Annotated in this window: 20 protein-coding genes; 3 read left to right on the top strand and 17 right to left on the bottom strand. The window is 70.7% G+C overall.

The genetic code is table 11. The features are described 5' to 3' along the window. Positions 1–4: 4 nt before the first annotated feature. Both ACFCZF_RS12875 and ACFCZF_RS12870 read right to left on the bottom strand, forming a co-directional pair. Complete coding sequence (locus tag ACFCZF_RS12875) at positions 5–2,620, bottom strand: ABC transporter permease/substrate binding protein (RefSeq protein WP_376671691.1); 2,616 nt, start codon at positions 2,618–2,620, stop codon at positions 5–7. After that, entirely contained in the window at positions 2,613–3,704 is a 1,092-nt protein-coding gene (locus tag ACFCZF_RS12870) for a glycine betaine/L-proline ABC transporter ATP-binding protein (RefSeq protein ID WP_376671690.1), read from the bottom strand. Before ACFCZF_RS12870 ends, ACFCZF_RS12875 begins: the two co-directional genes overlap by 8 nt. A gap of 242 nt (positions 3,705–3,946) precedes the next feature. On the opposite strand from ACFCZF_RS12870, the gene ACFCZF_RS12865 reads away from it, so the two are divergent. Both ACFCZF_RS12865 and ACFCZF_RS12860 read left to right on the top strand, forming a co-directional pair. Then, positions 3,947–4,852 (top strand): 5'-3' exonuclease H3TH domain-containing protein, encoded by a 906-nt coding sequence (locus ACFCZF_RS12865; RefSeq protein WP_376671775.1) that lies wholly within the window; start codon positions 3,947–3,949, stop codon positions 4,850–4,852. 139 nt (positions 4,853–4,991) lie between these two features. After that, positions 4,992–5,837 (top strand): siderophore-interacting protein, encoded by an 846-nt coding sequence (locus ACFCZF_RS12860; protein WP_376671689.1) that lies wholly within the window; start codon positions 4,992–4,994, stop codon positions 5,835–5,837. A gap of 403 nt (positions 5,838–6,240) precedes the next feature. On the opposite strand, the gene ACFCZF_RS12855 is transcribed toward ACFCZF_RS12860, so the two are convergent. Further along, positions 6,241–6,822, bottom strand: coding sequence for a GNAT family N-acetyltransferase (locus ACFCZF_RS12855; RefSeq protein WP_376671688.1), 582 nt, complete (start codon positions 6,820–6,822; stop codon positions 6,241–6,243). Between the two features lie 80 nt (positions 6,823–6,902). On the opposite strand from ACFCZF_RS12855, the gene ACFCZF_RS12850 reads away from it, so the two are divergent. After that, complete coding sequence (locus ACFCZF_RS12850) at positions 6,903–7,868, top strand: RluA family pseudouridine synthase (RefSeq protein WP_376671687.1); 966 nt, start codon at positions 6,903–6,905, stop codon at positions 7,866–7,868. On the opposite strand, the gene ACFCZF_RS12845 is transcribed toward ACFCZF_RS12850, so the two are convergent. The 14 genes from ACFCZF_RS12845 to ACFCZF_RS12780 form a co-directional block, all read right to left on the bottom strand. Beyond that, positions 7,862–9,346, bottom strand: a complete 1,485-nt coding sequence (locus ACFCZF_RS12845) for a cytochrome P450 (RefSeq protein WP_376671686.1) — start codon at positions 9,344–9,346, stop codon at positions 7,862–7,864. The genes ACFCZF_RS12850 and ACFCZF_RS12845 overlap by 7 nt on opposite strands. 76 nt (positions 9,347–9,422) lie before the next feature. Continuing rightward, positions 9,423–10,043 (bottom strand): ATP/GTP-binding protein, encoded by a 621-nt coding sequence (locus tag ACFCZF_RS12840; protein ID WP_376671685.1) that lies wholly within the window; start codon positions 10,041–10,043, stop codon positions 9,423–9,425. Continuing rightward, entirely contained in the window at positions 10,024–10,440 is a 417-nt protein-coding gene (locus ACFCZF_RS12835) for a DUF742 domain-containing protein (RefSeq protein WP_375915074.1), read from the bottom strand. Before ACFCZF_RS12835 ends, ACFCZF_RS12840 begins: the two co-directional genes overlap by 20 nt. Further along, on the bottom strand, positions 10,437–10,814 hold the full coding sequence (locus ACFCZF_RS12830; protein ID WP_375915154.1) for a roadblock/LC7 domain-containing protein: 378 nt from the start codon (positions 10,812–10,814) through the stop codon (positions 10,437–10,439). The genes ACFCZF_RS12835 and ACFCZF_RS12830 overlap by 4 nt, the downstream gene beginning before the upstream one ends. 26 nt (positions 10,815–10,840) lie before the next feature. Then, on the bottom strand, positions 10,841–12,463 hold the full coding sequence (locus tag ACFCZF_RS12825; protein ID WP_375915071.1) for a sensor histidine kinase: 1,623 nt from the start codon (positions 12,461–12,463) through the stop codon (positions 10,841–10,843). Positions 12,464–12,858: 395 nt separating this feature from the next. Next, positions 12,859–15,711 carry a DEAD/DEAH box helicase gene (locus ACFCZF_RS12820; protein WP_376671684.1) on the bottom strand — a complete coding sequence of 951 codons (2,853 nt, stop codon included), beginning with the start codon at positions 15,709–15,711 and terminating at the stop codon, positions 12,859–12,861. 55 nt (positions 15,712–15,766) lie between these two features. Next, positions 15,767–16,717, bottom strand: coding sequence for a twin-arginine translocase subunit TatC (tatC, locus tag ACFCZF_RS12815; RefSeq protein WP_375915065.1), 951 nt, complete (start codon positions 16,715–16,717; stop codon positions 15,767–15,769). Between the two features lie 47 nt (positions 16,718–16,764). Beyond that, complete coding sequence (gene tatA, locus ACFCZF_RS12810; protein WP_210961737.1) at positions 16,765–17,052, bottom strand: Sec-independent protein translocase subunit TatA; 288 nt, start codon at positions 17,050–17,052, stop codon at positions 16,765–16,767. A gap of 278 nt (positions 17,053–17,330) precedes the next feature. Continuing rightward, entirely contained in the window at positions 17,331–17,525 is a 195-nt protein-coding gene (locus tag ACFCZF_RS12805; RefSeq protein ID WP_375915063.1) for a hypothetical protein, read from the bottom strand. A gap of 10 nt (positions 17,526–17,535) precedes the next feature. Further along, entirely contained in the window at positions 17,536–17,796 is a 261-nt protein-coding gene (locus ACFCZF_RS12800; RefSeq protein ID WP_375915152.1) for a hypothetical protein, read from the bottom strand. A 29-nt stretch (positions 17,797–17,825) separates the two neighbouring features. Continuing rightward, the gene (locus tag ACFCZF_RS12795) at positions 17,826–18,878 is read right to left on the bottom strand and encodes a helix-turn-helix transcriptional regulator (RefSeq protein ID WP_376671683.1); all 1,053 of its coding nucleotides are present in this window, start codon (positions 18,876–18,878) and stop codon (positions 17,826–17,828) included. 18 nt (positions 18,879–18,896) lie between these two features. Further along, on the bottom strand, positions 18,897–19,874 hold the full coding sequence (locus ACFCZF_RS12790; protein ID WP_376671682.1) for a helix-turn-helix transcriptional regulator: 978 nt from the start codon (positions 19,872–19,874) through the stop codon (positions 18,897–18,899). Positions 19,875–20,010: 136 nt separating this feature from the next. After that, complete coding sequence (locus ACFCZF_RS12785; RefSeq protein WP_375915054.1) at positions 20,011–20,382, bottom strand: FKBP-type peptidyl-prolyl cis-trans isomerase; 372 nt, start codon at positions 20,380–20,382, stop codon at positions 20,011–20,013. Between the two features lie 60 nt (positions 20,383–20,442). Next, on the bottom strand, positions 20,443–21,444 hold the full coding sequence (locus ACFCZF_RS12780) for an FKBP-type peptidyl-prolyl cis-trans isomerase (protein ID WP_376671681.1): 1,002 nt from the start codon (positions 21,442–21,444) through the stop codon (positions 20,443–20,445). Positions 21,445–21,536 lie beyond the last annotated feature (92 nt).

Genomic DNA, 21,536 nt, shown 5'->3' with positions numbered 1-21,536 from the left:
GCTACTACGGGGTCATCCGCCCGACCATGTCCGGGTGCTCCTCCAGCCAGGCCGCCACGGCTTCCTCCTCGTGGCCCTGACCGCGGTCCTTGATCTCGGCCTCCAGCGTGCCGAGCTCGTCCTCGGTCATGTGGAAGTCCTTGATCCACTCGGTGAGCTGCGGGTACTGCTCGGGGAACGCCTTGCTGGAGATGGTGCGGATCGTGTTGCCCTCGCCGAAGGCCTTCTTGGGGTCCTTCAGCTTGGTCAGCTCGTAGTCGCTGTACGCCCAGTGCGGTGACCAGAGCGTGACCGCGACCGGCTCCTTCTTGGCCAGCGCGCGCTTGAGTTCGGCGAGCATCGCCGGCGTGGAGCCGTCGACGACCTCGTACTCGTCCTCCAGGCCGTAACCCGGCAGGACCTCGTTCTTGACCAGCTGCATCTGACCGGTGCCGGGCTCGATGCCGATGATCTTCCCGTCGAAGAGGTCGGCCTTGCCCTTGAGGTCCGCGAGTGACTTGACGTCCTTCACGTACGAGGGGACGGCGATCTCCAGCGAGGTCGGCTCGTACCAGGTGCCCAGGTCGGTCAGATTGTTCTTGTGCTTGTCCCAGTAGTTCTTCTGGGCGTACGGCAGCCAGGCGTCGAAGTTGAGGTCCAGGTCGCCGGAGGCCAGACCGGTGTAGACCGGGCCGACGTCCATCTGCTTGAGGTTCAGCTTGTAGCCGCGCCGCTCCAGGACGTTCTTCCACAGGTAGGTGACGGCGACGTCCTCCTCCCAGGGGAACCAGGCGACGTCCAGCGTGCGCTTCGCCTCGGCCGGAGTGGCGCCGGCGCCGCCCTCGACCGGGGCGAGCTTGTCCACGACGCCCGGGTTGGCCTTGAGCCAGGTGCGGACGGCGTCCTGCTGGTTGCCCTTGCCGGCCTTGTTGATCTCGGCTTCGAGGCTGGTGAGCTGCTTCTCGGTCATCGAGAAGTCCTTGAGCCACTTGGTGACGACCGGGTTGTCGTCCGAGAAGCCCTTGCGCGACAGCGTGTGCACGCCGTCGCCCTTGCCCCAGGCGCCCTTGGGGTCCTTGAGCTTCTTCAGGTCGTAGTCGTTGTACGCCCAGTGCGGAGACCAGAGCGTGACGACGATCGGCTCCTTCTTGCTGTAGGCCCGCTTCAGCTCGGCCAGCATGGCCGGCGTGGAGCTGTCGACGACCTTGTACTCCTTGTCGAGACCGTACTCCTTGGCGACCTTGGTCTTGAGCAGGTTCATCTCGCCGGCGCTGGGCTCGATGCCGGTGATCTTCCCGCCGAAGAGGTCGGCCTTGCCCTTGAGGTCCTCGAGGGAGTTGATGTCCTTCATGTACGCCGGGACGGTCAGCTCCAGCGACGTCTCGTCGTACCAGGAGCCGAGGTCCTCGAGCTGCTTGCCGTACTTCTTCCAGTACTGCTCGTGCGTGGTCGGCAGCCAGGAGTCGGTCTGGAAGTCGATGTTGCCCTGCGCGAGCGCGGTGTAGAGCGGGCCGGCCTCGAACTGCTTGGCCTCGACCTCGAAGCCGCGCTGTTCGAGGATCTCCTTCCACAGGAACGTGGAGGCGACGCCCTCGTCCCAGGGGATGTAGCCGATGGAGACCTTCTTGCCCTCGCCGATGTTCTTGCCGCCGGCGACCGTCTGGGAGTCGTCGGCCTTGCCGCCGAAGACGCCCATGCCACCGGCCACCAGGCCGAGGATCACGATGCCGATCACGGCGACCTGCGGCTGCGGCCGGTAGGACCAGATCTTCAGGCCCTTGACGGCGCGGGCCTTGGCCGCGGCGCGGCGGCCCAGCGGTGAGACGTGCGTGCCCAGCGCGCTGGTCATGCGGTCCAGGTAGATCGCCAGGATCACGATGGCGACACCGGCCTCGGCGCCGAGGCCGACGTTGAGCTGGCCGATGGACTCCATGACGTCGCCGCCCAGGCCGCCGGTGCCGACCATGCCGGCGATGGCGGCCATGGACAGGCCGAGCATGATGACCTGGTTGACGCCCGCCATCACCGTGGGCAGCGCGAGCGGGAGCTGGACCCGCAGCAGGGTGTTGCGGGGGGTGGTGCCGAAGGCCTCGGCGGCCTCGACCAGTTCCTTGTCGACCTGGCGGATGCCCAGCTCGGTCATGCGCACGCCGGGGGCGAGCGCGAAGATCAGGGTGGCCACGATGCCCGGGGGAGCACCGGTTCCGAAGAACAGGATCGCCGGGATCAGGTAGATCATCGCGGGCAGCGTCTGCATGAAGTCCAGCACCGGCCGGACGACCCCGCTGACCCGGTCGGACCGGGCCGCCCAGATGCCCAGCGGCACCGAGACGACCAGAGCGATGATGGTGGCGACCAGCAGGAGCGCCAGCGTCATCATCGCGTTCTCCCACAGACCGAGGGACTCGATGAAGGCGAATCCCGCGAAGGAGAGGACACCGGCGAAGGTGCCGCGCAGCCAGAAGGCCAGCACGGCGAAGATGCCGACGAGCAGCAGCGGCTCGGGGGCCTGGAGGACGGCGTTGATGCCGTCGTAGGCGCCGGTGAAGACGGTCTCGAGGAAGCCGAAGAGCCAGGAGACGTTGTTGAGCAGCCAGTCGACAGTGCTGTTGACCCAGTCGCCAAAATGAATTCTAGGCACGGGACATCACCTTCTCGCCGCCCTTGTCCCGCGGGGTGTCGCAGACACCGGGGACCGTGTCCTCGTCGTCGCCGAGGAAGCCGACGAGCCGCCGGGCCGGGACGACGCCGACGAGCCGGCGGTCGGCGTCGAGCACCGCCACCGAGTGGGACACGCGGGCGCTGATCGCGCACAGCTCCGCGAACGACGTATCGGGCGTGGCGGTCTCGCAGCCGCAGTCGGCCTCGTCGCCGCTCAGCTCCGTCTCCATGACGGAGGCCGCGGTGAGCACCCGGGAGCGGTCGACGTCCCGGGTGAAGGAGGCGACGTACTCGTTGGCGGGGCGTATCAGGATGTCCTGCGCGGTGCCTATCTGCACGATCCGGCCGTCGCGCATCACGGCGATGCGGTCGCCCAGGCGCATGGCCTCGTTCAGGTCGTGGGTGATGAAGACGATGGTCTTCTTCAGGGTCTTCTGCAGGTCGAGCAGCTGGTCCTGCATGTCGCGGCGGATCAGCGGGTCGAGGGCGCTGAAGGACTCGTCCATCAGCAGCAGGTCGGCGTCCGTGGCGAGGGCGCGGGCCAGGCCCACGCGCTGCTGCATACCGCCGGACAGCTCGTCGGGCCATGACTTCTCCCAGCCGGCCAGGCCGCACAGGGCGAGCGCCTCGTCGGCGCGGCGTTCGCGCTCGGCGCGGGGCACGCCCTGCACTTCAAGACCGTAGGCGGCGTTGTCACGGACGCTGCGGTGCGGGAAGAGCGCGAAGTGCTGGAAGACCATGCTGATCTGCTTGGAGCGGACCTCGCGCAGTCCGCGGTCGCTGAGTTCGGTCAGGTCCTGTCCGCCGAATCGGACGCGCCCGGCGGTCGGCTCCGACAGACCGTTGAGCATGCGCAGGAGCGTGGACTTGCCGGACCCGGACAGGCCCATGACCACGAAGATCTCGCCGGGTTCCACGGTGAAGGACGCGTCGATGACGGCGGCCGTGGTGCCGTCGGCGCGCAGTTCCTCCCGGTCGGTTCCCTGGCACAGTCGTTCGACTGCCTGGTCCGGTTTTTTGCCGAAGACCTTGTACAGGTTTTCGGCCTCTAGCCTGGCTGACACGCTTACCTCTTGCATCGGGGGCAGGGACGGGGCCGTGAAGACTCGCCGATGCGCAGACCCGCTGATGCGAGCAGTCGTGGATACGAAGACTCGCTAACAGTTGAATGCATCAACCAGCTTTGACCCGGGTGCGCGCCTGCCCTGATCACCCCGACCCAAACATTTGAGTGACCCAGTTCACACATCCTCCACCCCCTCGCCACGCGGCCTGCGGCATGATGCGAGGCGTGACCGGACGACTGATGCTTCTCGACACCGCCTCCCTCTACTTCCGCGCCTACTTCGGCGTGCCGGACTCCGTGAAGGCCCCCGACGGCACGCCGGTGAACGCCGTGCGCGGACTCCTCGACTTCATCGACCGCCTGGTGAAGGACCACCGGCCCGACCACCTCGTCGCCTGCATGGACGCCGACTGGCGCCCGCACTGGCGCGTGGAGCTGATCCCCTCCTACAAGGCGCACCGCGTCGCCGAGGAGCGCCCGGCGGGCCCGGACACCGAGGAGGTGCCCGACACGCTCTCCCCGCAGGTGCCGGTCATCGAGGCCGTCCTCGACGCGCTCGGCATCGCCCGCGTCGGCGTGGCCGGGTACGAGGCGGACGACGTCATCGGCACGTACACGGCGCGGGCGACGGGCCCGGTCGACATCGTCACCGGCGACCGGGACCTCTACCAGCTCGTCGACGACGCCCGTGGCGTGCGCGTCCTCTATCCGATCAAGGGCGTCGGCACCCTCGCCCTCACCGACGAGGCGGCACTGCGCGAGAAGTACGGCGTCGACGGCCGCGGGTACGCCGATCTGGCGCTGCTGCGGGGCGACCCGAGCGACGGCCTGCCGGGCGTGGCGGGCATCGGCGAGAAGACGGCGGCCAAGCTGCTCGCCGAGTTCGGGGACCTGGCCGGGATCCTGGCCGCCGTCGACGACCCGCGGGCGAAGCTCACGCCCTCGCAGCGCAAGCGGCTGACCGAGGCCGCGCCGTACCTCGCGGTCGCCCCGAAGGTCGTCCGGGTGGCCGACGACGTCCCGCTGCCGGACGTCGGCACCGCGCTGCCGCACGCCCCGCGCGACACCGCGACGCTGGACGGACTGGCGGCCCGCTGGGGTCTGGGCGGATCACTGCAGCGGCTGCTGGCGACGCTCACCGCCTGAGCCGTGCGGCCCGGGCGGGCTTTGTTCGCGCGGCGCATCGGAGCCCTGCCGAGGGGAAGCCGTACTTGGCGCACACGAGGATGCTAACTTAGGTATACCTAAGTCAGGGAACCCTCACGCAGGGAGCAGGGAGGCCGACATGGCAGACCGTCCGGGACGCAAGCCGCGCAAGCCGCACACCGCACAGGTCGTCCGCACCGAGCGGCTGACACCGCACATGCAGCGTGTGGTGCTCGGCGGTGAGGAACTCGCCGGGCTGCCGGCGGACACCTGCACCGACCACTACGTGAAGCTGCTGTTCCCCGCCGGGGGCGCGACCTACCCGGAGCCCTTCGACATGGAACGGATCCGCGAGGAGTTCCCCCGCGACCAGTGGCCGGTGACCCGCACGTACACGGTGCGGCACTGGGACGCCGAGCTCCGGGAGCTGACCCTGGACTTCGTGATCCACGGCGACGAGGGTCTGGCCGGCCCCTGGGCGAAGCGTGTCCAGCCGGGCGAGACCGTCCGCTTCATGGGCCCCGGCGGCGCCTACGCCCCCGACCCCGCCGCCGACTGGCACCTGCTCGCCGGTGACGAGAGCGCGCTGCCCGCCATCGCCCGGTCCCTGGAGGCCCTGCCCGACGGCGCCCGCGCCTTCGCCTTCATCGAGGTCGACGGGCCCGAGGAGGAGCAGAAGATCGACTCCGACGTGGAGGTCGTCTGGCTGCACCGCGGCGGCCGTCCGGTGGGCCGGGCCCTGGTCGAGGCCCTGCGCGGCCTGGACTTCCCCGAGGGCCGGGTGCACGCCTTCGTGCACGGCGAGGCGGCCTGCGTGAAGGAACTGCGGGGGCTCCTCCGGGTGGAACGCGAGATCCCCCGCGAGGACCTCTCCATCTCCGGGTACTGGCGCCTCGGCCACAACGAGGACGGCTGGCAGGCCTCGAAGCGGGAGTGGAACGCACGCATCGAAGCAGAACAGGAGAGCACCGCCCCGGCCGCGTGACTGGGCCCGCGGCCACCGCCCCGTTCAGTGCACACCCCGGCCGGCGCACCGCCACACGGGACATGGCGCCGCACGGCCACCCACCCCACGCACCGCACCACCCACCGGCCGCGTGACCGAGCCCGCACCTCGGTCCACCCGCCGCACACACCCGCGCGGCATCGCGCACAGCGGGCCCACGGCACCTCGCCACACCGGTCACGCCGCGGGACTCCGCGCACTGGGCCGGCCATGGCGCGCCCCGCCCCGGCACTCCGTGCACGGCGCGGCCACGACCGCGCACCGGGCGGCGCGATGTGCCGCCGGCCCGGGCCGCCGCGCTCCCCGCGTACAGCGCGCAGCGCCGCCTCGGCGCCGCCACACCCACTGCGTGCCGCCCGCATCGGGCCGGCGAGGGCGCGGCTCAGTCGCCGCGTACGCGTGCGTGCAGGTGCATGTCGTGCCAGCCGTCGGAGTGGAGGAGGGCGCTGCGCTTGGTGCCCTCCGGGGCGAAGCGTGCCTTGAGGGCGACCCGGCAGGAGGCCTCGTTGGCGACGGAGTGGGAGAGTCCCAGTCGCTGGAAGCCGATCTCGTCCAGGGCCCAGCGGGCGAGCGCGTTCGTGGCGCGGGCGGCGACGCCCCGGCCGCGAGCCGCCGCCGTGGTCCAGTAGGCGACCTCGGCCACCCCGTCGCCGAGCATGACCTCGCGGAGGGCGACCCTGCCCAGGAGCCGGTCGTCTCCCTCGTCGGCGACGGCCCACTGGACGTTGCGCTCATCGGCCCAGCCCTGCTGCCACTCGGTGATCCAACCGCGCACCTCCTCCTCGGAGTCGGCGGCGCGGATGTGCCACTGGTGCATCACCGGGTCCTGGAAGGCCGCGTGCACGGCGGGCGCGTCCTCGGTGCGCCAGGGGCGCAGCACCAGCCCGTCGCCGGTGGGGAATGTGGGCTGCGGCGTACGGGAGAGAGAACCCGCGGGAAGGACCGGGCGCGTCAGGTGGGGCATGGGCCGCATCCTGCCAACTCCGCCGTTCGGCGGCCCAGCGGTTTTCCGGCACCGGCCACCGCCTCGTACGCTGGCAGGCGATGAGACGCCGGACCCCTCCCCCACCCTCGCCGCTCCCGCAGCGCGACGGGATCGACGCGGTGCGGGTGCGGCTGCCCGCCGACGGGCCGTGGTCCACCGTGCGGGAACACCTGACGGAGCGGCTGGCCCGCGCGGGCACCGACGTGGTCGACGGCATGTTCGACGCCGGGCTGTTCGTCGGGGTGGACGGACGGGCCGTACCGGAAGACGCGCCGTACGAGCCCGGCATGTTCGTGTGGTTCCACCGCGAGCTGCCCGCCGAGGTACCGGTGCCCTTCCCGCTGGAGATCGTGTACCGCGACGAGCACATCGTCGTCGCCGACAAGCCGCACTTCCTGGCCACCACCCCGCGCGGCGGCCACGTCACCGAGACCGCGCTGGCACGGCTGCGCCGGGAGCTGGACATCCCGGCGCTCGGCGCCGCTCACCGCCTGGACCGGCTCACCGCCGGGCTGGTCCTGTTCACGGTGCGCCCCGAGGAGCGCGGCGCGTACCAGGGCTTGTTCCGCGACCGGCTGGTGCGCAAGAAGTACGAGGCCGTCGCCCCGTACGATCCTGAGCTCGTCCTCCCCCGGACCGTGCGCAGCCGGATCCTCAAGGAACGCGGGGTGCTGGCCGCCCAGGAGATCGAGGGCGCGCCGAACGCCGTGAGCCGCGTCGAGCTGATCGAGCGCCGCCCGGGCCCGGAGCGCGAGCTGGGCCGGTACCGGCTGGTGCCCGGCACCGGCCAGACCCACCAGCTGCGCGTCCACATGACCGCGCTCGGCGTGCCGATCCTCGGCGATCCCCTCTACCCCGAGGTGACCGCCCCCGTGCCGGCCGGCGACTTCCGGCGCCCGCTGCAACTGCTGGCGCGGGAGCTGGGGTTCACCGATCCGGTCACGGGGCGGGAGCACCGCTTCCGCAGCGGACGGTCCCTCGGCGCCTGGACGGCGTACGAGGACTGGGCCGTCGGCCGTCAGTAGCCGCGCCACCAGAGCAGGAAGCGCTGCCAGGCACCACGGGGGCGTGGCTGCTCCGGCACCGGCTGGGGCTGCGCGGCCGGCACCGACACCGGCGGGTGCGACCGGACCTGCGGCTCGGGCCGCTGTTCCGGCCGGGGGATGCCGACGTGCCAGGCGGTGCGCCGCTCCGGGGCGGGGGCGTGGCTCGGCTCCTGCCTGATGTCCTGCTGCGCCTTGGGCTCGAAGTACACCGGCAGCTCCACCAGGTGCCGGGACGCGATCGACGACCGCCAGCGCAGTTCGTCCTCGTCGACGGCGAGCTGGACGTCCGGCAGCCGCATCAGCAGCGCGTCGATCCCGGCGTCGGCGATGGCACGCCCGATGTCCTGGCCGGGGCACTCGTGCGGGCCGCCGCCGAAGGCGAGGTGGGCACGGTTGCCCTGCATGCTCGCGTCCAGGTCGGGACGGATGCGCGGGTCGACGTTGCCCGGCGCGATGCCGAGCAGCAGGCCGTCGCCCGCGCGGATGCGCTGACCGCCCAGTTCGGTCTCCTGCTTGGCGAAGTAGGCGAAGACGGTACTGAACGGCGGCTCGTCCCACAGAGACTGCTCGACCGCCTCGGGCACCGTCATCTGGCCGCCGCTGAGCTGGGCGCGGAAGCCCGGGTCGGTGAGCACCACGCGCAGCACGTTGCCGATGAGGTTGACGGTCGCCTCGTAGGCGGCCAGCAGGACCACCCGCAGGTGCTCCCTGACCTCGTCGTCGCTGAGCCCGGCCGGGTGGGTGACGAGGCGGCCGGCGATGTCGTCCTCCGGGTTGGCCCGGCGGGTGGTGGTGAGGCGGTCCAGGGCGTCCATGACGTAGGCGTGGCTGGCGATCGCCGTCTCGGTGCCCTTGAGCGTGTCGCGGGCGGCCTCCACCATCCGGTCGTTGTACTCGTCCGGCATGCCGAGGAGGTGGCACATCACGCCCATCGGCAGGTGCTCGGCGAACTGGCCGACGAGGTCGGCGCGGCCCTCCTCGCAGAACCGGTTGACGTGGCGCTGGGTGTACCGCTTGATGTGGCGGCGCAGTTCGCGGTAGTCGATGTCGGACATGGCGCTGGTGACCGCGCCGCGCAACCGCTTGTGCTCGTCTCCCTCGGCGTGGGAGCAGATGGGCTGCCAGGCGATGTGCGGCATCAGCGGGTGGTCGGGCTTGACCATGCCCTCGTTGAGCGGCGTCCAGATACGGCTGTCGCGGCAGAACTGTGCGGGCGTGCTCACCATGTGCAGGTTCTCGGCGTGTCCGAGGACCACCCACATCGGTACGTCGTCGTGGAGCAGCGCCGGCGCCACCGGTCCGTGCTGCTCGCGCAGCTTCTCGTACAGCTCTTCCAGGTCGTCCGCCTGGTGCAGCCGGTGCAGACCGCCCGGTCCGAGGCCGTGCGCGGGGCAGCCGGGCGGCGGTTCGAGCAGGGGGTCGCCCGTTCCGGTCAGGGAGTGGCGTTCAGGCGTCACAGTGTCGCTCCGCAACAGAAGTGTGGGTCAGGGGTGTGGGTTCGCGGGTTCAAGGAGATCGGTCGGCCGCGCCGGGTCAGCTGAGCGCGCCCTTCATGGCGATGGAGTGCAGGAAGCGCGTCAGTGTCAGCAGGACGTCCCGGCTGGAGGCCCGGCGCCGCACGTCGCAGTCGAGGATGGGGATCTCCTCGGTCAGGTCGAGCGCGGCCCGCAGTTCCTCGACGGGGTAACGGGGCGCGTCGGGGAAGGTGTTGACGGCGACCACGAACGGCACACCGCGCTCCTCCAAGCGCCCCATGACGTCGAAGCTGACGTCCAGGCGGCGGGTGTCGACGAGTACCACCGCGCCGAGCGCGCCCTCGAACAGGCCGTTCCACAGGAACCAGAAGCGCTCCTGGCCGGGGGTGCCGAAGAGGTACAGCACCAGTTGGTCGGTGATGCTGATGCGGCCGAAGTCCATGGCCACGGTGGTGGCCGTCTTGGAGGCGGAACCGAAGTTGTCGTCGACCCCGATGCCGGCCTGGGTCATGGTCTCCTCGGTGGTCAGCGGTCTGATCTCGCTGACCGAGCCGACCATGGTGGTCTTGCCGACCCCGAAGCCGCCCACGATGACGATTTTCACGGCCGCCTCGGCCGTGTGCGGCAGCCGGTCCTCGGTCCGTGGGCCCGGGATCGTGTCAGAGCTTTTGAAGTCCATGCATCACCGCTTCGAGGAGGTTTCGGTCGGCGACCTGCTGGCGGACGACCGGGGCGCGGGCGTGCACCAGTTCCGCCGCCAGCAGGTCGGTGAGCAGCACGGTCACCACACTGAACGGCAGGCTCAGGTAGGCCGACAGCTCGGCTGCGGACAGGGGTGCGGCGCACAGCCGCAGCAGGGCGGCCTGTTCCGGTGTGGCGGACGCCGGCGGGTCGGCGCGGGCCACGATCAGGGTGACCAGGTCGATGTCGGCGCGCTCACCGCCGCCTTCCCCGCCGATGACGAACAGCCGCTCGGGGTTGGGGGTCCCGTCGTCCTTGCGGGCCGGTTCGGCAGAGGGAGTCGTGGCGGACGGCTCCTGCCCGGGAGATCGCCTCTGGCGCTGGGGAGGAGTCATACGGTCTGCCCGCTGCGCCGGGCGGGACTGGTGAGATGGGGTCCGATACGGGCGACCAGATCGGCCATGCTGAGACCCATCCGGCCGGGCTCGCAGCAGACGTCGGAGAGCACGGCCAGGTAGGCGTTGGGCCCGGCGGCCATCAGGTAGAAGTAGCCGCCGTTCATCTCGATGAGGACCATCTTCATGTCGCCGTCGCTGGTCGGGATCTCCTGGCTGACGGCACTCGCCAGGCTCTGCAGGCCCGCGCAGGCCGCGGCGACCCGGTCGGCGGCGTCCGGGTCCCCGGAGTAGCGGGCGATGCGCAGGCCGTCGGCGGAGAGCACCACGATCATCTCGATGCCCGGGACGCCGTCGTAGAGATCCTGGAGCATCCAGTCGAACTTGCCTTGCTGCTCGATCACTTGAGGTTCCCCTCGTCGTCTGCCGGGGCGTGGGCCGGCTCGTTGCTGCTGGACTGCTGGTGGGCCTGGGTGCTGCCCGAGTGCTGCTTGAGGCCCTCCCAGAAGGCCCCGATGAAGTGCCCCGGCGGGAGCCCCTGGTCCTTCTCCGGCTCGGGTTCCGGGGCTGTGGCCACCGGGTAGCCGTTGCGGGCGCGCTCGGCGGCCTGGCGGGCCTCGCGCTCGGCGTCCTCCCGCTCCCACTTCGCCTGTTCGGCGAGGCGCTGGCTGAGCGGCATCTTGACCCGGCTGCGGCGCTGCGGGAGGCCGCCCGCCGTCCACTCGGTCACCTCGGGACGGTCCTCTTCCAGGAGGACCGAGTCCGGGATGCGGGGGCTGGTGGGGCGGCGCTTCTTGGGCGGACGCTCGGGGCCGGGAAGGGCATCGGGGCCCGGCTGGGGGATCGACGCGGCGCCGATGCCGTGGGCGAGGCCGACGCCGGGCTCGGTGGTCATCATCTTGCTGGGCACGATGAGGATGGCCCGCACACCGCCATAGGCGGAGGCCCGCAGGGACACGTCCATGCCGTACTGCGTGCACAGGCGGCCTACGACGGACAGGCCCAGGCGCGGGTGGTGGGCGAGGTCCTGCACGTCGGTGCCGCGCTTGGCGTGCTCCAGCAGCCCCTCGATGCGGGCACGGGACTCCTCACTGAGGCTGACGCCGGCGTCCTCGATCTCGATGCAGACACCGCTCTGCACCTCGGTCGCGGTGACGTGCACCTTCGATCCCGGCGGCGAGTAGCGGGTGGCGTTGTCGAGGAGTTCCGCCGCGGCGTGGATGACCTGCTCGACCGCGGTGCCCTTGATGTTGACCTTGGCGATGGAGTCCAGTTTGATCCGGCGGTACTGCAGGATCCGGGACATGGCGCCGCGCAGCACGCTGTAGAGCGCGACCGGCTTGGGCCACTGGCGTCCGGGCCGGCCGCCGCCGATGACGGAGATCGAGTCGGCGAGGCGGCCGATCAGGGCGGTGCCGTGGTCGATGCGCAGGAGGTCGTCGAAGACCTCGGGGTTGCGCCCGTGGTCCTCCTCCATCTCGCGGAGTTCCTTGTTCTGCTGGTGGACGATCGCCTGGACGCGGCGGGCGATGTCGACGAAGGAGCGTTCGGCGGATTCGCGCATGGAGTCCTGGTGGTCGACGATGTCGCACACCATCCGGATCATCTTGCGCTGCGGCTCGCCGAGTTCGGTGTAGGCCGGATTGATCTCTGCGAGGCGGCGCATCACCTCTTCGGGCGTGCTCCCGTGGCGCATGAAGTCCAGGATGTCGGGCAGGACGACGCCGCCGAGATGAACCATCTCCTCGTGGTGGCTCGCGGCCCGGCGTTCCAGATACGCGCTGTGACGGGCGTGCTCGGCACGCAGGACCCGTAGCGCACGGCCGCGGCGTACCGCTTCGGCAGCCGCGGTGATCACCAGCAGGGTGGCGACGGCACCGCACAGGCCGACGGCGAGCCGGGCCGGTTCCGTCACCAGGGCGACGGCGGCCCCGGTGGCCGCGGCCATCAGTATGGCCGGCAGCAACAGCGTTCGCGCGTAGGGAAGTTCACGGCGACCTGGAGGGGAATCAACACTCACCATGTAGGCCCTCTGAAAACGAATCGGCTGGGATGGGGGAGCTTGCAGCGGGGTATCTCTGGGAGTTGTCGGGATCATCGGCGCATTGGGAACAAGCGCGCGATTACACCTCAACTCGGTGCGCTGCGGGCGAGCTTAGTCCGAGGGGATCATCGCCGTGTCATATTCAGCAAGCACCTGAAACGGGCACTGGGACTGGAGTAGTCTCGGGCCCATTTGCACGCCGGGGAGTCGTTCGAACACATTGCGTAATCGCAACCGGACATACGAAACTCACTCACCGTGATGAGGGAAAGGCGAGGGCAGGACGAGGGGAAGACGAGGGAAAGAGGCGCCGAAGGCACCTCGAAACGCTCGGAGGCCCGGCGGAACACCGCCGGGCCTCCGAGCTGCGGGGGCTAGCCCACGGACGAGTAGGCGACCACCCCGCGCAGCAGTTCGTCGACCGCCTTGCGCGCGTTCTTCGGGACCGTCGAGCCCGCGGCGGGCGCGGCGGCGGAGATCTGGCCGAGGACGTCGATGACCTGCTTGCACCAGCGCACGAAGTCGCCGGCGGGCATCTCCACCTCGCGCAGCACCTCGTCGAGGCCCTTGCCGGACGCCCACATGTACGCGGCCCAGGCGAAGCCGAGGTCGGGCTCGCGCTGGCCGACGCCCTCGGTCTGGCTGATCCGGAAGTCCTCCTCCAGGGCGTCGAGCCGGCCCCAGATGCGGACCGTCTCACCGAGCGCGGCCTTGGCCTTGCCCGAGGGCAGCTTCGGCGCCATCGCGTCGTCGGCGGCCCGGGACTCGAAGACCAGCGCGGAGACGCAGGCGGCCAGCTCGGCCGGGGAGAGGCCTTCCCAGACGCCCTCGCGCAGGCACTCGCTGGCGAGCAGGTCCAGTTCGCCGTAGAGCCGGGCGAGGCGCTTGCCGTGCTCGGTGACCTCGTCGCCGCGCAGGTAGTCCAGCTCCGTCAGCAGGGCGACGATCCGGTCGAAGGTACGGGCGATGGTGTTCGTCCGGCCCTCGATCCGGCGCTCCAGCTGCGAGGTGTCGCGCAGCAGCCGGTGGTAGCGCTCGGCCCAGCGGGCGTGGTCCTCGCGGTCGTCGCAGCCGTGGCAGGGGTGGGCGCGGATGTCCTTGCGCAGCCGGGCGATCTCCCGGTCGTCGGCGGCCTGCGAGCGCTTCTTGCGGGCCCGCTCCGGCGGGATGTGCCCGGCCTTGGTGCGCAGCGCGGAGGCGAGGTCACGGCGGGACTGGGGTGAGCGCGGGTTGAAGGTCTTCGGGACGCGCATCCGCTCCAGCGCCTCGACCGGCACCGGGAAGTCCATCGACGCCAACCGTTTGACCTGCCGTTCGGCGGTCAGCACCAGCGGGCGGGGCCCGTCGTGGTGCTCGAAGCCGCGGTGGCCGTTGGACCGGCCGGCGGGCAGGCCCGGGTCCAGCACCAGGGCCAGGCCCGCGTACTTGCCGGTCGGCACGTGGATGACGTCGCCCGGCTTCAGCTTCTCCAGGGCCACGGCGGCCTCGGCGCGGCGCTGGTTGGCGCCCTGCCGGGCCAGCTCGGTCTCCCGGTCCTTCAGCTCGCGGCGCAGCCGCGCGTACTCCTCGAAGTCGCCGAGGTGGCAGGTCATGGAGGCCTGGTAGCCCTCCAGCCCCTCCTCGTTGCGCTGCACCTGCCGGGAGATGCCGACGACCGACTTGTCCGCCTGGAACTGCGCGAAGGAGGTCTCCAGCAGCTCCCGCGAACGGTGCCGGCCGAACTGCTCGACCAGGTTGACCGCCATGTTGTACGACGGCCTGAAGCTGGAGCGCAGCGGGTACGTGCGCGTACCGGCCAGTCCCGCGAGGTGCTCGGGGTTCATGCCGCGCTGCCACAGCACCACGGCGTGGCCCTCGACGTCGATGCCGCGCCGGCCGGCCCGGCCGGTGAGCTGGGTGTACTCGCCGGGGGTGATGTCGGCGTGCTGCTCGCCGTTCCACTTGACGAGCTTCTCCAGCACCACCGAGCGGGCGGGCATGTTGATGCCGAGGGCGAGGGTCTCGGTCGCGAAGACGGCCTTGACCAGTCCGCGTACGAAGAGCTCCTCGACGACCTCCTTGAACGTCGGCAGCATGCCCGCGTGGTGGGCGGCGATGCCGCGCTCCAGGCCCTCCAGCCACTCGTAGTAGCCCAGGACGTGCAGGTCCTCGGTCGGGATGGAGGACGTGCGCTCCTCGACCAGGGAGCGCACCCGCTCCCGCGCGTCCTCGTCGTTGAGCCTGAGGCCCGCGTACAGGCACTGCTGGACGGCGGCCTCGCAGGCGGCGCGGCTGAAGATGAAGGTGATCGCGGGCAGCAGCCCCTCGGAGTCCAGGCGCTCGATGACCTCGGGCCGGCCCGGCGTCCAGACGCGGGAGCGCTGCCGGCGCTCGCGCTCCCGGTCGGCCTCCTTCATGGCACGGCCGCGTCTGCGGTCCTGGTAGGACGGGCGGCTCGCCTCCAGGCGCGCCATGCGCGTGAGGTCGGGGTTGACGGCCTTCTTCTGGCCCTCGCCCTCCTCGAACAGGTCGTACATCCGGCGCCCGGCCAGCACGTGCTGGAACAGCGGCACCGGCCGGTGCTCGGAGACGATCACCTCGGTGTGGCCGCGCACGGTGTCGAGCCAGTCGCCGAACTCCTCCGCGTTCGACACGGTGGCCGACAGTGACACCAGGGTCACGGATTCGGGGAGGTGGATGATCACCTCCTCCCACACGGCGCCGCGGAAGCGGTCGGAGAGGTAGTGCACCTCGTCCATGACCACGTAGCCGAGGCCGAGGAGGGTCTGGGAGCCGGCGTACAGCATGTTCCGCAGGACCTCGGTGGTCATCACGACCACCGGGGCGTCGGAGTTCACGCTGTTGTCGCCGGTGAGCAGGCCCACCTTGTCCGCGCCGTAGCGGCGGCACAGGTCTGCGTACTTCTGGTTCGACAGCGCCTTGATGGGCGTCGTGTAGAAGCACTTCTTGCCCTGTTGGAGGGCGAGGTGGACGGCGAACTCGCCGACGATCGTCTTGCCGGAGCCGGTGGGCGCGGCCACCAGCACGCCCTTGCCCGCCTCGAGTGCCTGGCAGGCCTCGATCTGGAAGGGGTCGAGGCCGAAGTCGTACATCTCGCGGAAGGAGGCGAGCGCGGTGGCCTGCTCGACAGCGCGCTGGCGGGCTGCCGCGTACCGCTCGGCCGGTGAGAGATCCTCTGTCATCGTGCTTTCGAGCGTACCGGGCCGCACTGACAACAGGACGATCATTATCGGGATCGGTCCCGTGCGGGATCGTGTGGAGCTTCCGCCGCCCCGCCGGTCCTCAGGTCACGTCGTCGTAGCCGTTGACCCGGTCCTTCGTCGTCTGCTCGGGCAGCGCGCGGGCCGTGGTGACGGGTTCGATCTCGCCGATGGCGTCGGGCGTGAGGTCCAGCTCGGACGCCTCGTCGTCGTCGGGCTCCAGTGCCTCGCGACGGGCCCTTCGGCGGTCGTTCAGCAGGGAGATGGTGACCGCGGCGAAGTACAGCACCCAGATCGGCCCGGCCAGCATGACCATCGTCAGGGGGTCGGTGCTCGGCGTGGCGATGGCCGCGAACAGCGTGATGCCCATGATCATGGCGCGCCACCAGCCGAGCATCCGCTTGCCGGTCAGCACTCCGGTGAGATTGAGCATGACCAGCAGCAGGGGCAGCTCGAAGGAGAGACCGAAGACGATCACCATGCGGGTGACAAGGTCGAGCAGCTCGTCCAGCGGCAGCAGGTTGTCGACGTTGCTCGGCGTGAACTCGATCAGCACCTTCGCCGAGGTGGGCAGCACCGCGTAGGCGAAGTAGGCACCGATGAGGAAGAGCGGCGCGCCGGTGGCGACGAACGCGTAGGCGTACTTCTTCTCGCTCTTGTGCAGGCCCGGGGCGACGAACGCCCACAGCTGGTAGAGCCAGACCGGGGAGGCCAGCACGATGCCGGCCGTCAGGGACACCTTCAGAGCCAGGGTGAAGGGGCCGAGCAGACCGTTGAGGGTGATCTGCGCGCACGGCTCCGAGCCGGCCTCCGACTGGGCCAGCTCCGCGAACGACTTCTCACAGCCGATCGACTCGAGGATCGGCTCCGTGAGGACGTTGATGATCTCCTCGTAGAAGAAGGCGGCGACGACCGTGACGGCGACGATGGCCAGCAGCGCCTTCGCGAGCCGGTTGCGGAGCTCACGAAGGTGCTCCGCGAGGGGCATCCGCCCCTCGGGATCCTTCTCCATGTTGCGGGCAGGCTTCAGCAACCCACGTTCCCATCTCGTGCGGCGGGCCGGAGGTCACCGGCCCTGCGTCAGCGCTTGGTCGTGTCCGTCGGCTCGGTGACCGGACGGGAGCTGGTCACGTCGCCGGGGGCGGCCTGGATGGTGCGCTTCGCCGCGGCCTGCTCGGGGTTCGGCGGGTCGGCGGGAGCGGAGTCGTCGGACTTGCTCTCGCTCTTCATCGCCTTGGCCTCGCTCTTGAGGATGCGCGCCGACTTGCCGAGCGAGCGCGCCATGTCCGGAAGCTTCTTCGCGCCGAACAGCAGGATGATGACGACGAGGATGAGAATGATCTCGGGGGCTCCGAGCCTTCCGAACATAAGTCTTTACCTTCTCACCGAGGCGGCTGGGTGGGGATGCTGTCCGACCGGTCGGACATGTGTCCGATCGATCGTCTTGTGCAGCGATCGTAACGCTCAGGGGTAAACGTGAGGCAATCCCCGTGCGTACTCCCGTCCGCGACCGGGCCTCGTTTTCCGGGCCGCGACCAGCAGCGTACCTTCAGGGGCCTGTGGGGTGACAGGGCGAAGTGCCCCAAAACGCAACTCACACGAGTCCGTCGGGTCACTCGGGACGGTCCGCGGCGGCGTTCAGCTGTTCACAGGGCGTCCACGGCGCGTGCGGCGCTCCCGGTCGCCCGCTCCAGGTCCTCCGCCGCCCGGCTGATCCGGTCGGCGGAGTCCGTCACCTGCCGGCCCAGGCGCTGTGCCTCCACGAACACCTTCACGGCGAACACCGCGAGAACGGCGAGACCCAGAAAACCCACGGCAACCGCGAACATCGGCCAGAACATGACGCCGAGCCTAGACGGTGGAGTGCAGCCGCAGGGTGCTGACCCCGCCGCCGGTGAGCAGCTCCACGACCCGCTCCCCCGCCGGCTTGCGCACGGCGGACCCGCACTCGGGGCAGGTGAACGAGTAGAACGTGGTGCGGCTCGTGGCGCCGATGGCGAGCCGCAGGGCGCTCGCGGCGAGCTCGAAGCGGCCCCGGCAGTCCGGGCAGCCCGCCTTGAACACCACCGGAGACACGCGTCTCATGCCGGCGAACGCGGACGCCGCCGTCATGCCCGGCGCACCTGGCCCCACGGACTCGCTCACAGTCCTCGCTCCTGCCTGTCGTGCCCGTGCCGTCCCTCGTCCGGCCCCCCGTGCACCCCGCGCGCCTCGATGCCGTCGTACGCCGCCAGCGCCTCGCGGGCCGCCCGCCGGGCACTGTCGGCGAGCTCGGGCGGGGAGACGATGCGGCCGTCCCGCCCGAGCCGCAGCGCCAGCCGCCGCAGGGACGCGGGGTCGGGGGTGCGCAGCGTGATGCGCAGCCCGCCGTCGGCGAGCTCGTCCGCGCTGTCGTGCGGGTAGTACTCGGCGACCCAGCGCCCGCCCGGGCCGACCTCCACGACGACCTCAGGATCCTCGGCGGCGGGCTGCACCAGCCCCTCCGACAGGTCCCGCAGTTCCACCTCGGGCGGCGCGGACGGCTCGTCCAGGATGCGGATCTCGGCGACCCGGTCGAGCCGGAAGGTGCGCCGCGCCTCGGAGCGGCGGCACCAGGCCTCCACGTACGTGTGCCCGACGCTGACCAGGCGGATGGGGTCGATCTCGCGCTCGGTGACCTCGTCGCGGGCCGGTGAGTAGTAGCGGATCCACAGCCGGCGGCGCTCCGAGATCGCCCGGTCGACGTCGGCGAAGACGCCGCCCTCGGACTCGAAGGTGACGGAGAGGCGGGAACTGGCGCCCGCGGCCTCGCCGGCCGAGGTCTCCACCTTGGCGGTCGCCCGCAGCAGCGCCTGCCGGTCGCTCTCCCGCAGGCCGGGCAGGGTCGCCACGGCCCGGGCCGCGACGAGCAGCGCGGTGGCCTCGTCGGCGGCCAGCCGCAGCGGCTCGGCGGCGTCCGCGCCGAGGGCGGCCGGGTTGTGCCACCAGATGCGCTCGCCGTCGGTGTCGATGTCGAGCAGATCGCCGCCGCGGAAGCTGGTGCCGCACATGGGCAGCACGTCGAGGTCGGAGACCAGCTCGTCCTCGGTGATGCCGAAGGCGCGCGCGACGTCCTCGACCCGGGCGCCGGGGCGCTCCCGCAGATACGTCACCAGGGACAGCATCCGTCGGGTCTGGTCGATGGCGTTCACTGGCCTGACCGGTTTGCCTGCCACTGTGTTGTCCGTTCCCCCTCAGCCCTTGGCGACGGCACGCAGCCGGTCCACCACGTCCGCACGCAACTCCGCGGGCTCCAGCACCACCACGTCCGGCCCGAACTCAACCAGCCAGGCGTCCAGGCCGTGCCCGTACGGAATCTCCAACTCGTCCCAGCCGCCATCGAGTTCCCGGACCCCGGTGGCCTTCGCCCTGAGGGGGTATCCCGCCCCCGTACGCAGCCGGATCAGGGCGGAGCGGTCGGCGGTCTCCCCCGCCCAGCTCGCGACCGTCTCACGGACGGTGACGACGTCGGGGACGGGTGCGGTGAACCGCGCGCCGCGCGAGCGCACCCGGCCCGTGATCCGGGACAGCCGGAAGACCCGCTCGGCACCGCGGTCGCGGTCGAAGCCGGCCAGGTACCAGTGCCCGCGCCAGCACTCCAGCGCCCAGGGCTCCACGTGCCGGGGCTCGGGCTGGGCGGCGTTGGCCTTGCGGTAGTCGAAGACGACCGGCCGGCGGTCGCGGCAGGCCAGCATCAGCGGCTCGAACGCGGCCTCGTGCACGGGGATGCGCGGCTCCAGCGCACTGTGCGCCTCGTACGGGTCGACGTCCTCCGGCAGCCCCGCCGCGCGCAGCTTCTGCAGCGCGCCGCTCGCGGCACCGGCCAGCCGGGCCTGCTGCCACACCTTGGCGGCGAGCCCGAGCGCGGCGGCCTCCTCGGCGTCCAGGGTGATCGGGGGCAGGCGGTTGCTGTCGCGGCGGGCCAGGTAGCCGACCTCGCCGTCGAGGCTCTCGACGGTCTCGATGACGAGACCGAGTTCCCGCAGGTCGTCCTTGTCCCGCTCGAACATGCGGTTGAAGGAGTCGTCGGAGCCCGCCGCGCCCTGCCCGGGCCTGGAGGCCTCGACATAAGCCTCGATGGAGTCGCGCAGCTCGCGCTTGCTGAGTGGCCGCCGCGTCCCGAGCAGACACAGCGCCAGGTTCATCAGCCGCTCGGCCTTGGCAATGGCCATCGACGCCCTTCTCCCTATGGTGCTTACGACGGATGACCGTACCGCTCCGCGGTGGCCCGGCAAAAGCCGAGGGTCCATGCCCGGACAGGCATGGACCCCGGATGACCGGCTCTGATCGCGTCCGTTCGAACGTCGATCAGACTCCGAGCAGATCGACCACGAAGATCAGCGTCGAGCCGGGCGGGATCGCCGGGGTCGGGCTCTGGTTGCCGTAGGCGAGGTGGGCCGGGATGGTCAGCTGGCGACGGCCGCCGACCTTCATGCCCTGCACGCCCTGGTCCCAGCCCGCGATGACGCGGCCGCCACCGAGCGGGAAGCGGAACGGAGCACCGCGGTTCCAGCTGGCGTCGAACTCCTCGCCCGTGCTGAAGGTCACGCCCACGTAGTGGACGGTCACGGTCTGACCGGCCTGCGCAACCGGTCCGTCGCCCTCCCAGATGTCCTTGATCTCGAGGTCCGCCGGGGGCTCGCCGCCCGGGAAGTCGACCTCGGGCTTGTCGATGCTCACGTGTTCAGCTCCTGCTTGTCTGCGGAAAGGCAACGTCCCAAGTCTTACATCTCCGAGGCGTCACATCTTCGCCAGGATGTCGACGGAGAAGACCAGCGTGGAGTCCTTCTCGATGCCACTGCCCTCCGGCGGGCTGTCGCCGTACCCCAGGTCCGGCGGGATGACGATGAGGACGCGGCTGCCGACCTTCTTGCCGGTCAGGCCCTGCGACCAGCCCTTGACGACCTGCTGGAGCGAGAACGACGTCAGCTGCTTCCTGCCGTACGTCGAGTCGAACTCCTTGCCGCCGTCCCAGACCACGCCCTTGTACTGCACGAGCACGCTGTCCTGGGCGCCGACCTCCGCGCCGTCGCCTTCGAGGACGTACTCCGCCACCAGCTTCTTCAGCGCGTCGGCCTTCGGCAGCTCGATGGAGGGCGCCTTGCCGTCGGTGTTGGTGCCGACCTTGGGCAGGGCGGCGTCGTCCTGGGGGACTTCCTTGCCCTTGGCGGAGCTCTTGGCGTTGAAGGTGTCCTGCACGTCGACCACGAACACCAGCGTGTCGGAACCCTTGATGCCCGCCTGCTCGTTGCCCTGCTCGCCGTACCCCCAGGTGGGCGGCACGGAGAACTGGACGCGGCTGCCGGTCTTCTTGCCGGTGAGCGCGTACCGCCAGCCGTCGATGATGCTGCCCTGGGCGAGCTGGATGACCAGCGGGGTCTTGCGGTCGTAGGAGTTGTCGAAGACCTTCGCGCTCTCCCAGATCTGGCCCAGGTAGTTCGCCGACACGAAGTCGTTCTCGGCGATGGCCTTGCCGCCTCCGGCGATGACCGTCTTGACCGCGAGGTCCTTGGAGGGCTCGCCGCTGCCCTTGGCGACGGTCGGCTTCTCGTCGAACTTCGTCCCCGCGGTGATCGCCGGCAGCGGACCGTCGACGATCTTCGGCGGCGGCGGTGCCGACGTGCCCGACGCCTCGGGCGTCGCGCTGTCGCCGGCGTTGCTCGATCCGGAGTCTTCGTCACCGCATGCGGCGAGCGTGACCAGTCCGGCGGGGACGGCGATGAGGAGTGAGCGTCGGCGCACGGTGGGGGCCTCGTATCGGTATCGGTCGGTCCTGTTGAAGTGCGCGCAACTCTACGGCGTGAGAAGGGCACCGTACGGCTAACGTACGGTGC

The sequence above is a fragment of the Streptomyces sp. NPDC056296 genome (assembly GCF_042268605.1).
Classification (GTDB): Bacteria; Actinomycetota; Actinomycetes; order Streptomycetales; family Streptomycetaceae; genus Streptomyces.
Note: the sequence above shows the minus strand (reverse complement) of the source record. Positions and strands in the feature narration are given on the sequence as shown.